Here is a 12,555-nt window from a genome sequence, read left to right on the forward strand (position 1 = left end):
CGTAGCTTGAAGGGGGGTTAGCGCATGAATGGGCTTGGAGCGTTGCAGCAGTTCGGGCGAGCGATTATGCTTCCAACCGTTGTGCTACCTGTTGCAGCCTTGATGTTGTTTCTTGGCAACATGCCTTGGGAACCGATCGGCCTCGAGTCGATTGGTCATGTCTTGAATGTGGCTGGGAATACCATTTTCATGTATTTGCCTTATATATTTGCAGTGGGTGTCGCCCTTGGACTCGGGAACAATGATGGTACTGCGGCAATCGCTGCGCTGATCGGGATATTTATCGAACAGCAGGTGACGGCGTATTTCGGTGCTGCCGAATCCCAGCCGAGCATTCTTGTTGGCATTCTGATTGGTGTGCTCGCAGGCTACATAACGAATCGATACAAAACCGTTCAGCTCCCTGAATATATTCAATTTTTCGGGGGGCCGCGGTTTGTTCTGCTTGTGATGAGCTTTGTGATGCTAGGCTTCTCATCCGTGATGGTCCTTATCTCCGAACCGTTGCAGCAAGGAGTGATTGCATTAGGCAATTTCCTGTTGTCTTTAGGCGGTTTCGGCGTGTTCTTATTTGGTATTTTACAACGTGTACTCGTCGTTGTTGGATTGCATCATATTCTAAATAATATTTTCTTCTTCCATGTAGGGACGTTCGAGACGGCAGGCGGCCAGATGGTGTACGGAGACTTGCCGCGATTCTTCGCAGGAGATCCGACGGCAGGACAATTTATGACGGGGCTCTACCCGCTAACGATGTTCGCTATCCCAGCCATTGCATTTGCGATCATTCAAGAGGCACGCGAAGACCTGAAGCCGAAGGTGCAGAAGATGTTCTTAATGTCAGCCTTTGTCTGCTTCTTAACAGGGATTACGGAGCCGATTGAATTCGCGTTCTTATTCGTCGCGCCATATCTATTCGTCGTGCACGCGATTATCTCAGGTCTTACGATGTGGATATGCAGTTACTTGAATATTCATCTTGGCGTTTCATTTTCTGCTGGAGCGATAGATTTCATTATTAATAGCCATTTAGGGACCAATCAATGGCTTCTGATCCCGATTGGGATTGCGCTTGGCTTAATTTATTATAATTTGTTCCGATTCGCTATATATAAGTATCGGATTCCGACGCCAGGCCGTGAAGAGGGCTCCGAAGTGGATGATTGGGCAGGAAGTCTGCCGTATCGTGCGCCGCTCATTCTCCAAGCGCTTGGTGGGAAGGACAATATTATTCGGATGGAAGCTTGCGTAACTCGGCTCAGGCTATCGGTCGTGAATGATCGGCTAATCGATCGAAGGGCACTAAGATTGCTTGGTTCTGCGGGTATGATTCGGTTGGGCGGCGGCGCGGTTCAAGTCGTGTTCGGAACCTATTCGGACGTGATTCGCGCCGAGATTATGAAGGTCATCAACAAGGACTTGAATCAAGTCCTCTTTCATGCACCGATGCAGGGGCGTATGATACCGCTCGAGGAAGTGCCGGATCAGATCTTCGCGAAGAAGCTGGTGGGTGGCGGCGTAGCTTTTATCCCAGATAAGGGCGAGATGGTTGCGCCGCTGGCCGGCGAGATTATGACGATCTATCCGACGCAGCACGCGATCGGCATCGTGACTGCTGAAGGATTGAATGTATTGATACATCTTGGCATCGATACGTCGAGCTTGAACGGATACGGCATCACTGTGTTGGTGAAGGAAGGGGACCAGGTGGAAGCCGGTCAACTGTTAATGAAGTTCGATTTGGATTATGTGAAGCAGCATGCGACATCGATTGTAACACCTATGGTGATCACGAATTCAGAGATTGTACAGTCTTGGAGTTTTGCGCCGTATAAAGCTGTGAAGAAGGGGCAAGCATCCGTGATGTCGGTTGTATTAAATGATAGGAATGTTGGAGGGAATGCAGAATGATACAGGGTATCGGCGCTTCATCAGGAATCGCAATTGGAAAAGCCTTTGTACTCCCGACCTGGGAATGGGATTTGCCTGATCAGCGGATAGATTCCATCGATTTAGCGAAAGAATTTGAGAGACTGTATGAAGGGGTTCGTACCTCCAAGAATGAGATCGAATTTTTGAAAAATGAGTTCCGCGAAGTGGTAGGGCCGGATCAATCGTCTATTTTTGATGCGCATATCGCGATATTGGAGGACCCGGTATTCATGAGCGAAATCCAAGCGATCATTGAACGTCAATATAAGGCGGCCGAGGTTGCGGTGAAGGAAGCGATCGATCATTTTGTCAAAATGTTCGATTTGCTTGACGATGAGTATATGAAGGAACGGGCGCTGGACATTAAAGATGTCGGCAACCGTCTGCTAAAACATTTATTAGGTGCTCCAGAGATTACATTGCCATCGGATACCAATCCGTATCTGCTCGTGGCGAAGGAATTATCGCCATCGCAGCTGGCGAACCTGAATCAGAACTATGTGCTCGGGATTGCTACGCTGCAAGGCGGACGTACATCCCATTCAGCCATTATGGCTCGTGCATTAGGAATTCCGTTCGTCCTCGGATTAGAAGGCAAGCTGGAAGATCCGATTCAGACGGGCGATGTGCTCGTGGTGGATGGCGGGGATGGTATCGTCTACGTAAATCCAGACGCGGATGTCCTCGAGCGCTATACTCAAATCCGGGATGAGCAGTTGGAGAAGAAGAGCAGGCTGCGCCAGCTCGCTTCTGTACCGGCAGTAACGCTAGATGGCGTCGAAATGCGTCTTGCCGCGAATATCAGTTCACTGAAGGAGCTGAACGTCGCTCTATCGCACGGCGCTTCTGGTGTAGGGTTATTCCGTACGGAATTCCTCTATATGGATCGGCAGCATTTTCCTGAGGAGGAAGAGCAATTTGACGTATACCGTGAGGTAGCCGAGAAGGTATCGCCGAATACAGTCGTGATTCGGACGCTGGATATTGGCGGAGATAAGCATTTAGATTATTTCGCGCTGCCGGAGGAAGATAATCCTTTCTTAGGCTACCGAGCGATTCGCATATGTCTAGACCGGAAGGAATTGTTCAAGACGCAGCTTCGTGCCATTCTCCGGGCGAGTCATTTCGGGAATGTTAAAATCATGTATCCGATGATCTCTTCGTTAGATGAGGTTCGTGAGGCGAATGCCGTGCTGGAAGAAGCCAAACGTGAGCTGGATGAGGAAGGGATTCCGTACAATACGGCCATTCAAGTGGGTATCATGATCGAGGTTCCTGCGGCGGTGATGATCGCTGATCTGCTCGCTGAAGAGGTCGATTTCTTCTCGATTGGAACGAACGATCTCGTACAATATGTACTGGCCGTCGATCGGATGAACGAACAGATTGCCCATATGTACAATCCATTCCATCCATCCATTCTGCGCATGCTGAAGATGACCGTTGATGCGGCCAAAGCGAAAGGCATTACGATCAGTGTATGCGGAGAACTCGCGGGTGACGAACGTGCTTTGCCGTTATGGGTAGCGCTCGGTGTACATGATTTGAGCATGTCGGCCCATTCCATTCTCCATCTGAAGAGCCGTGTGCTTGAGATGTGCGAGAAGGAATGCGTCGAGATGAAGGGACGTTTGTTCTCTTGCCGAACGAATCGTGAGATTGAACAGCTGCTGAATGATTTTACGCAAAACAAGTCGTAATGGCATGATACCGCTCTGACACTGCGTGTGAGGCCGTGGGGCTTATATCATCTACAAGAAGATAAAAAAGAGGCTGTCGAGCGATCGACGGCCTCTTGTCTTATGTTGTGCTTTTATTCACCTGCAAGCAAGTCACAGAATGCTTTACCGTAAGGCGGCAAGTCTGGCGGACGACGTGCGGAGACAATATGTCCGTCCACGACAACGGCTTCGTCCACCCAAGTGGAGCCTGCGTTCTCCATATCATCGCGAATGCCTGGTGTAGACGTGACAGTACGTCCTTGTAGGATTTTCGCCGAGATGAGCACCCAGCCTGCATGACAGATCTGTCCAATTGGTTTGCCAGCAGCGTCCATCTCACGAACGAGGGAGATGACCTTCTCGTAACGGCGCAGCTTGTCCGGCGCCCACCCACCAGGAACAAGGATGCCGTCATATTCAGAGCTGCTCACCTCGTCAAAAGCATATTCTGCTTCTGCAGGCACACCATATTTGCCGATATATTTTTTGCCTTTTTCGGGACCGACCAAATGAACGATCGCACCTTCTTCCCGAACGCGATAGATCGGATACCATAACTCCAAATCTTCAAATTCTTCGTCGACGAGTGCGATCACTTTTTTTCCAGATAATCTCATGTATTTAACCTCCTAAATGCGCTGTAGTACGAGTCTTTTAAGCTTTTCTTGTGCATATGTATCTAACAGTATAACAAAGCGTGTGATTAATATCATAGCTTTTTTACAGAATAACCATCTAATTTCCGGAAAAGTCATTAATTACATCTAGTCAAATCCGAACGAATCTGCGAATATAGTCGAATAATGGTCTTTTATTTCCGAACAATTCGAAGCAATTTATAACTTACTATAATGGGGTGGTCAATGTGCACATGCAATGTGAGTGTGGACATGTTATGAATTTGTTACTAAGAACGGTCATTTTTGCCAAAAAGACAGAAATCCAGAGTGTACCCGTCTTTACGTGTTCGAGTTGTTCGAAGAGCGAAGTCTATGTGGATGTGAAAAAAGATCTAACGGATCTCATTGCGAAGTATGGCAAGAATGCGACAGAGAAGCAAACCTTATTGTTCCAAGAATTTAATGAACTTGTAAACGTATTCTTCGAAATGTTCACGAAAGGAAGCAAGTACGTTAACATTGCGGAGTTCGAATCGATGCGTGAAGAACGTGTCAATCAGCTGCTCGATGTGTATTTGCTGGCGAAGACGATGAACGATGAAGAATGGATGGAAGATATTCAGAAAAGATTGAAACAACTCAAAAAATTTACTGCAAACCCTTACCGAATGAACATGAATTCATGATTAAAAGCGTAGTCACGTTGCGCAAAGTATGAATATGTCGTATCATAACATTAATATGTAGGATATGAACGAAAAACTTTAATGTTTGGAGAGAAGGAACGTGACTGTAACTATTTATGATGTAGCAAGGGAAGCAGGCGTATCGATGGCAACGGTATCACGGGTTGTGAACAATAATCCGAACGTTAAGCCACAGACGCGTAAGAAAGTATATGAGGCAATTGAGCGCCTAGGATATCGTCCGAATGCGGTAGCAAGAGGTCTTGCGAGCAAGAAGACGACGACGGTTGGCGTAGTCATTCCAGATATTTCGAATTCGATTTTTGCTGAAATTGCGCGCGGTATTGAAGATATCGCGAACATGTACCACTATAATATTATTTTGTGTAATGCGGATAAGAAGAAGGAAAAGGAAATTCGCGTTATCAATACGCTGCTGGAGAAACAAGTCGATGGCTTGCTATTCATGGGCGGCGCTGTGACGGAGGAACACATTCAAGCGTTCCAGACGGCGGCAGTGCCGATCGTTCTTTGTGCAACGAAGGACGAGCAGGGGGTTATCCCATCCGTTGATATTGATCACGAGGGCGCTGCCTTTGATGCGGTCAATACGTTGATCCGTCATGGACATCGCGAGATTGCGATGATCAGTGGTACGCTGCAGGACCCTGCGAACGGGTTCGCTCGATTCCAAGGGTACAAACGTGCGCTTGAAACGGCTGGAATTACGTATCAAGAAGATTTGGTTCGTATTGGGAACTACCGTTATGAATCCGGTGTCGAAGCGATGAAATATTTCCTTGGGCTCCGCAACAAACCGACAGCGATCTTCGCTGCAACAGACGAAATGGCCATTGGTGCGATTCATAGCATTCAAGACTCGGGACTTAAAGTTCCGGACGATTTCTCTGTTATCAGCGTAGATAATATTCGGATGGCTTCGATGGTTCGTCCATTGCTCACAACAGTCGCTCAGCCGATGTATGATATCGGCGCGGTTGCGATGCGCTTATTGACGAAGCTGATGAAGAAGGAGAATGTCGATAATGCGAACGTCATTTTGCCGCATGAGACGATTCTTCGCTTGTCCGTAACGCACGTGAACAAATAATTATAAGATCAAAAAGTCGGCTTTTCAGCACCGAGAAGGTTGTGTGAATCCGAAGAAAGAGGAACGGAGTTTAGGCAAAACCTAAATGAGTACCGGAATTCGAGGATGAACACAAGATTCGATGTCGAATCTACTTCTTGAAACACTTCATGATCAAAAGATGACTTTTTGAACTACCTCTATAAGAATTGAATTAGAACGGGGAACTTGATGATGGTGTATCACAAAATAGGCCTGATTGGCGCAATGAACGAAGAGATTGAACTACTGCTTGCTGATCTGCAGCAGAGTAAGCGTTCAGAACGCGCAGGCATTACCTTTTATGAAGGGATCTTCCATGGGAAAGAAGTTGTTCTCTGTAAGTCTGGCGTAGGTAAAGTCAACGCTGCGGTAACGACGCAAATCTTGATTGATACCTTCGGCGTGGATAGCATTCTATTCACAGGCGTTGCGGGTGCGCTGCACCCGGACTTGAATATCGGAGATATTGTTGTATCGACCGTATGCAAGCAGCATGATATGGACGTTCGTCCACTCGGGTTCGAGCGCGGCGTTATTCCGTACCAGGAGCGTTCAACGTTCGAAGCTGCACCAGATTTGATTGCGAAGGCGAGAGAGGCGTGTGAGCGGTTGTTCCAAGGTCATTATCGTCTTGGAGCGGTATTATCCGGGGATCAATTCGTGGCAAGCCGTGAACTCGTACAGGAGCTCTATGAGACGATGGACGGCGCTTGCACGGAGATGGAAGGCGCCGCCGTCGCTCAAGTATGCGATATGCATCGCATTCCGTTCGTTGTTATTCGCTCAATGTCCGATCGGGCTGATGGCTCAGCCCATGTGAATTTCGCAGAGTTTACGATTCAAGCTGCGAAGCATTCGTATCAGATCATCGATGACATGCTAAGTCACATATAAGGCGAACTGTTGATATATCACGAATTAGGGGATATATTGCAGTGCAATTGCATTGGTCTTACGATTTTGAATAGAAATTTCTGATCGCCTCGGCATCGGTTCCCACTCGGTTAGATCATCTAACCAGGTCGTTGGAATCGGGACCGGGGCTTTTTGCTGCCATCGCGTCAGCCAAGGTTCAGGCAACGATATCCTATTATCCTGATGTAACTGCGCCAGCAGGGGATGGTCCGTCATTTCGAGCCATAAGAGACTCCAAGCTCTTGGGACGACACGCCAGATGTCATAGCCTCCGCCACCGAATGCGGTCCACCGTCCATCGCAGTATTGATGAGCTAATTGATGGATGATCGCCGGCATTTCTTGATAAATTCGCATACTGCAGTGCTGATGGGAGAGAGGGTCATAGGCATGCGCATCGCATCCATGCTGACTGACAATAATATCTGGCTTGAACATAGCGGTAACACGCGTAATGGACTCGCGGAAGCAATCGAGCCACGATTCGTCTTCTGTATAAGGTTCGAGTGGGATATTGAAGCAGGTACCATAGCCATCAGATTCGCCGCGTTCCGAGACAAAGCCTGTCCCAGGGAACAAATACTTTCCTGTCTCATGAATCGAATATGTACAGACATTAGGATCCGTATAGAACGACCATTGCACCCCGTCCCCATGATGGACGTCCGTGTCGATGTAGAGCACGCGCGCGTTGTAATGTTCACGCAAATAGGCTATTGCAACGGAAGCATCATTATAGACACAGAAGCCTGAGCCGCGATTAGATAGAGCGTGATGCAGACCGCCGCCCAGATGCAGGGTATGCCTGCTCTTGCCGGACATGACATGATCTACCGCCGTAATGGATCCTCCGACGATCGTCGAGGTAACCTCATGCATTTGTGGAAAATAAGGTGTATCTTCGCTCGTGAACCCGAAGAGGTCCGCTTGCGCAAGCCACATCGGTTCGGGATTGGGACTGCTTAAGCCTTTGACAGAATGCAGATATGCAGGTTGGTGAATGGTCAGCAGCTCGTCTTCTGTTGCAGATCTAGGTACGACAATATGCTCGGGAGATAGCGCTTTGATTTCAGTCAGCAGGTCGTAGGTGAGTGCCAGTCGTTGCTGGTTAAACGGATGATCATCATTGAATCGATACTTCAATTCATCTTCATGATGAATGAACATAGCATTGATTAACATGCGATTGTGGTACCTCCTACTTTTACCTCACTAGCGAATTAGTACATGAACCGTTGTTGGAACCGTACACGATCGAATTGCTGCTCCGACTGAAGCGGAACGTCTTTGCCAATGCGCACCATGAGACAGTTGGCAGGATGAGAGCAGATTTCAGGATCATCGGTTGCATACCAGATCATGCCGACAGATTCCATCAATTTCTCCATCATTTTGCGGTAATCCCACACACTGAGCTTGCTGCCTTCCAGGTCCCAGTGCCAATAGTATTCGGTGGTGAACACAATATAATTTTCCATCTGATCTTCTTCGAAGGCGGTCTGAATCATTTTCTTGCCGAGCCCGTAGGACCTGTAATCATTTGCGACCTCGACAGCGCCCAGTTCGATTAAATCTTGCATGTTCCCTTGGGACCAGCGCTCCATCTCGTCTGCATAATGGAACGTAACATAGCCCACGATGGTATTCTCATGCCGTGCGATAATGATGCGCCCTTCCGGCAGCTCCGCAATTTCGATCAGCGCTTCGTGTTGATCCTTCGGCCTTCGGAAGGCGTCAAGATCTGGGTGCATATCCAGTGTTCGCAGCACTTCTGAGCGAACCGGGCCTTCAATAATGAGTACAATTTCTTGGTGCTGCTGGATATGTGCATGATAGATCTTCCGATGTTCCACGGATTCAACTCCTTTCCTCATCTCCTCTCACTTATATCACGGAAACGAATCTTTGAAAAGGAATAGGCGAATGAACAGAGGTATGCTATAATGAGATTTGCCATAAATTATACAAATTTATCTTCTTGACATCACGAACTGCATACGTTGTAACATCGTTCATCTCTCAAGTTAGCGGCCATCTGGTCTTCAGCGTGTAGTGAATCTCTTATTTTACGAACCTTGTAAGCGCTGTCGCTAACATTGCAGAGAAACTATATTTATTTTCTTACTGAGATATTATGGGAGGATGAAACAATGGGAAACGTGCAAGGTGAAATTATTGAGGCTGTAGCATCATCGTCAAATTTGGGCAAATATGAAGACGTGTACAGTCAGTTTAAGTGGGAAGAGATCGAGAAGAACTTCTCCTGGTACACAACAGGACAAGTAAATATGGCGTACGAGGCAATCGACCGTCATGTCGAGCAAGGTCTCGGCGACAAGGTTGCGCTCTATTATAGCGATGCAACACGGGATGAGCAGTACACATTCGCAGAGATGAAAGCCAAATCGAATCAATTCGCCAATGTGCTTCGCAAGCATGGCATTCAGCGCGGGGAACGCGTGTTTATCTTCATGCCGCGTACACCGGAATTGTATTTCAGCTTGCTTGGTTCGCTTAAAATCGGTGCTGTCGTAGGTCCGCTATTCGAAGCGTTTATGGAGACGGCGGTCAAGGATCGTCTTGAAGATAGCGGCGCAGTTGCTGTCGTAACGACTCCAGCCCTTCTAGGGCGTGTCCCAAGAGAGCAGCTTCCTGAACTGAAGCACGTCATTCTCGTGGGAGCAGATGTTCAAGCAGGGGAAGGCGTAATTGATTTTTATGCTGAGATGGCGGAGGCTTCGGAAGAGGCGGAGATCGAATGGTTAGGACGTGAAGACGGCCTGATTATTCATTATACTTCCGGCTCTACAGGCAGACCGAAGGGTGTTTTCCATGTTCAGAATGCCATGATGCAGCATTACTTCACGGGTAAAATTGTGCTTGATTTGCAAGCCGACGATATATATTGGTGTACCGCTGACCCAGGCTGGGTAACGGGTACGTCTTACGGGATTTTTGCGCCGTGGCTCAACGGAGCGACGAATGTCATTCGTGGCGGACGTTTCAGCCCGCAGGATTGGTATAATACGATTCAAAAATATAAAATTACGGTCTGGTACAGTGCGCCAACAGCATTCCGGATGTTAATGGGCGCTGGCGATGACATCATCTCGCATTTTGATTTATCCAGCTTGCGCCATGTGCTGTCGGTAGGTGAACCGCTCAACCCTGAAGTTGTGCGTTGGGGAATGAAAGTGTATAACCAACGGATCCATGATACGTGGTGGATGACGGAGACCGGGGGACAGCTTATCTGTAACTACCCGGGGATGGCGATTAAGCCAGGTTCGATGGGACGTCCAATTCCAGGTGTGGGCGCAGCGATTATTGATGATAACGGTAATGTGCTTCCACCATACCGCATGGGCAATCTGGCGATTAAGACGCCTTGGCCATCGATGATGCGTCAAATCTGGAATAACCCAGCGAAGTATTCAGAGTATTTCCGTCTGGAAGGGTGGTATGTATCAGGAGATTCGGCCTATATGGATGAGGACGGCTACTTCTGGTTCCAAGGTCGTGTAGATGACGTGATTAACACGTCCGGTGAACGTGTAGGACCTTTCGAAGTGGAGAGCAAGCTCGTTGAGCATCCTGCAGTCGCTGAGGCTGGGGTTATCGGTAAGCCCGACCCTATGCGCGGTGAAGTCATTAAGGCGTTCATCTCACTTCGTGAAGGCTTTGAACCTTCTGAAGAGCTGAAGGCGGATATCGCGAAATTTGTCAAAGAAGGTCTATCGGCGCATGCTGCACCGCGTGAGATCGAATTTAAGGATAAATTGCCGAAGACGCGCTCAGGTAAAATTATGCGTCGGGTATTGAAAGCTTGGGAGTTGAACTTACCTACAGGCGACTTATCCACGATCGAGGATTAATGAAATTTCAACTTGTCAATGCAACGAATGACTTAATTAGAAATTTATGTATTGACAAATTTATGAACTAAGATATATATTTTTTATAACAAAATATTTACAACCATAACATGTTACCTCATGAAGGGCATTCGTTATGAAGCAGGTAAGTCAGAGATGCTTCTATACGTATGCCCTTTTTTGTGTCGGTTGGATTGTATTATTTTGTAATCACTAGCAAAAGAGAGGGGTTTTCGAGTGCAAAAGAAATGGGGCAAATCAATTACGTTACTTCTCATCACGGCACTATTACTCATGCTAGCAGCAGGATGCGGCACCAAGAAGGAAGAGACGAAGACGGAGCCGACGACATCGACTGAGACCAAAACGGAGACCAAGACAGAACCAACAACGACGACAACAACGGAGCCGACAACGACGGAGGCAGCTGGCCCTGAACTAGAAGGCGACTTCGAACTTCAGTATTTCGTCGGAGGCTATGGTGATGGATTCTGGAAAGAAGCGATCGCCGAGTTCGCGAAGAAGTATCCGAAGCTGAAGATTAAAGAATCAGCCGGACCGAAAATTAACGATCAAATGAAGCCACGCTGGATTCAAGGCAATCCGCCGGACTTCGTATATATTGACGGTGCAGGTTCCAATGCAACACAAATGGTGAAGGACGACCAATTACTAGATATGACGGATTGGTTAGAGACAGCGAAGAACGAAGACGGCAAATTGATTAAAGATCTCTTGATCATGCAGCCGGTGAAGTATGACGGTAAAGTCGCGCCAATTCCTTTCGTATTCGGTACATGGGGCATTTTCTATGATAAAGCGGAGTTCAAGAAAAACGGCTGGAATGAGCCTAAGAACTGGGAAGAGTTCTTAGCGGTGTCGAAGCAAATTCAAGATTCTAAGAAAATGTATCCGTTCATCCACACAGGTAAATATCCATACTACATCAACGGCGGTCTAGTAGATACAGCCATCCTCGTTAATAACAACTACGACACTTCCATCTTTGATAAAATACAAGCGCTTGAGCCGGGCGTATTCAAGTCCGATGCTGTGAAAAAGGCACTTGATCAAGTGAAGCAATTGGTTGACGCAAAATACATTGACCCAGCTTCTGCAGCCATCAACCACACAGATTCCCAATCTTTATTCTTACAGCACAAAGACGCGTTCATCCCGAACGGTCTATGGGTAGAGAATGAAATGAAAAAAGACGTTCCAGCAGGCTTTGAGTTTGGTTTCGTACCATCGGTTACACAAGCAGCTGGCGGCAAATTTGTAGCGATCCCGTACACATCCACGATCGGCGTTGCAAAGAAAGCGAAAAACCCTGAAGCGGCAAAAGCGTTCATGCAGTTCATTTTGACTGAGAAATGGGCTGTACGTTGGGCTGAATTAACAGGTGCGCTTGATAATATTAAAGCGGACTTAAGCCAATCTGCCGCAGTTAGCAGCTTGTCCAAACAAGCGAGCGGCTACTACAACTCCCCAGATACCATTGTTGCTCCTTATGTTGAATTGAATGCAGATGTAGATAAAGTGAAGCAAGATTCTACGCAAGCGCTTGCAAACGGTAAGATCACGCCAGAAGAGTGGATGGATCGTATGGAAGCAGCAGCGGAGAAGGCTCGCGGTAAGAAGTAATATCGATCAAACGTCATGAGGGCAGCCCCC

Annotated in this window: 10 protein-coding genes; 7 read left to right on the plus strand and 3 right to left on the minus strand. The window is 47.6% G+C overall.

Annotated elements, in window-relative coordinates; all coding sequences use genetic code 11:
• The first annotated feature begins 24 nt into the window (after positions 1-24).
• Positions 25-1,911 (plus strand): glucose PTS transporter subunit IIA, encoded by a 1,887-nt coding sequence (locus GCU39_RS03735; RefSeq protein WP_152392277.1) that lies wholly within the window; start codon positions 25-27, stop codon positions 1,909-1,911.
• Positions 1,908-3,632, plus strand: a complete 1,725-nt coding sequence (ptsP, locus tag GCU39_RS03740) for a phosphoenolpyruvate--protein phosphotransferase (RefSeq protein ID WP_152392278.1) — start codon at positions 1,908-1,910, stop codon at positions 3,630-3,632. Before GCU39_RS03735 ends, ptsP begins: the two co-directional genes overlap by 4 nt.
• A 113-nt stretch (positions 3,633-3,745) precedes the next feature.
• On the opposite strand, the gene GCU39_RS03745 is transcribed toward ptsP, so the two are convergent.
• Complete coding sequence (locus GCU39_RS03745; RefSeq protein WP_152392279.1) at positions 3,746-4,270, minus strand: type 1 glutamine amidotransferase domain-containing protein; 525 nt, start codon at positions 4,268-4,270, stop codon at positions 3,746-3,748.
• A 278-nt stretch (positions 4,271-4,548) separates the two neighbouring features.
• Between GCU39_RS03745 and GCU39_RS03750 the strand changes: the two genes are divergently transcribed.
• From GCU39_RS03750 to GCU39_RS03760, 3 genes are all read left to right on the plus strand, one after another.
• A complete protein-coding gene (locus GCU39_RS03750; protein ID WP_152392280.1) occupies positions 4,549-4,959 on the plus strand; it encodes a hypothetical protein in 411 nt (136 codons plus the stop codon).
• 100 nt (positions 4,960-5,059) lie between these two features.
• Positions 5,060-6,070 (plus strand): catabolite control protein A, encoded by a 1,011-nt coding sequence (gene ccpA / locus GCU39_RS03755; protein ID WP_152392281.1) that lies wholly within the window; start codon positions 5,060-5,062, stop codon positions 6,068-6,070.
• A gap of 213 nt (positions 6,071-6,283) precedes the next feature.
• A complete protein-coding gene (locus tag GCU39_RS03760) occupies positions 6,284-6,985 on the plus strand; it encodes a 5'-methylthioadenosine/adenosylhomocysteine nucleosidase (protein ID WP_152397074.1) in 702 nt (233 codons plus the stop codon).
• A 24-nt stretch (positions 6,986-7,009) separates the two neighbouring features.
• Here the strand turns inward: GCU39_RS03760 and GCU39_RS03765 are convergent, their stop codons facing one another.
• Together GCU39_RS03765 and GCU39_RS03770 are read right to left on the minus strand one after the other, a co-directional pair.
• Positions 7,010-8,188: an acetoin utilization protein AcuC gene (locus GCU39_RS03765; RefSeq protein WP_152392282.1), complete on the minus strand. Its 1,179-nt coding sequence runs from the start codon at positions 8,186-8,188 to the stop codon at positions 7,010-7,012.
• Positions 8,189-8,226: 38 nt separating this feature from the next.
• Complete coding sequence (locus GCU39_RS03770) at positions 8,227-8,859, minus strand: GNAT family N-acetyltransferase (RefSeq protein WP_152392283.1); 633 nt, start codon at positions 8,857-8,859, stop codon at positions 8,227-8,229.
• A gap of 297 nt (positions 8,860-9,156) precedes the next feature.
• Between GCU39_RS03770 and acsA the strand changes: the two genes are divergently transcribed.
• Complete coding sequence (gene acsA, locus GCU39_RS03775; protein ID WP_152392284.1) at positions 9,157-10,881, plus strand: acetate--CoA ligase; 1,725 nt, start codon at positions 9,157-9,159, stop codon at positions 10,879-10,881.
• 237 nt (positions 10,882-11,118) lie between these two features.
• Complete coding sequence (locus tag GCU39_RS03780) at positions 11,119-12,525, plus strand: ABC transporter substrate-binding protein (protein WP_152392285.1); 1,407 nt, start codon at positions 11,119-11,121, stop codon at positions 12,523-12,525.
• Positions 12,526-12,555 lie beyond the last annotated feature (30 nt).

The sequence above is a fragment of the Paenibacillus guangzhouensis genome, assembly GCF_009363075.1.
GTDB classification, from domain to species: Bacteria; Bacillota; Bacilli; order Paenibacillales; family Paenibacillaceae; genus Paenibacillus_K; species Paenibacillus_K guangzhouensis.

Excerpts from the sequence above, each read along its gene's own strand:
- GCU39_RS03735 (WP_152392277.1), top strand. The coding sequence starts at position 25 with ATGAATGGGCTTGGAGCGTTGCAGCAGTTCGGGCGAGCGATTATGCTT.
- ptsP (WP_152392278.1), top strand. The coding sequence starts at position 1,908 with ATGATACAGGGTATCGGCGCTTCATCAGGAATCGCAATTGGAAAAGCC.
- GCU39_RS03760 (WP_152397074.1), top strand. The coding sequence starts at position 6,284 with ATGGTGTATCACAAAATAGGCCTGATTGGCGCAATGAACGAAGAGATT.
- GCU39_RS03765 (WP_152392282.1), bottom strand. The coding sequence starts at position 8,188 with ATGTTAATCAATGCTATGTTCATTCATCATGAAGATGAATTGAAGTAT.
- acsA (WP_152392284.1), top strand. The coding sequence starts at position 9,157 with ATGGGAAACGTGCAAGGTGAAATTATTGAGGCTGTAGCATCATCGTCA.
- GCU39_RS03750 (WP_152392280.1), top strand. The coding sequence starts at position 4,549 with ATGAATTTGTTACTAAGAACGGTCATTTTTGCCAAAAAGACAGAAATC.
- GCU39_RS03745 (WP_152392279.1), bottom strand. The coding sequence starts at position 4,270 with ATGAGATTATCTGGAAAAAAAGTGATCGCACTCGTCGACGAAGAATTT.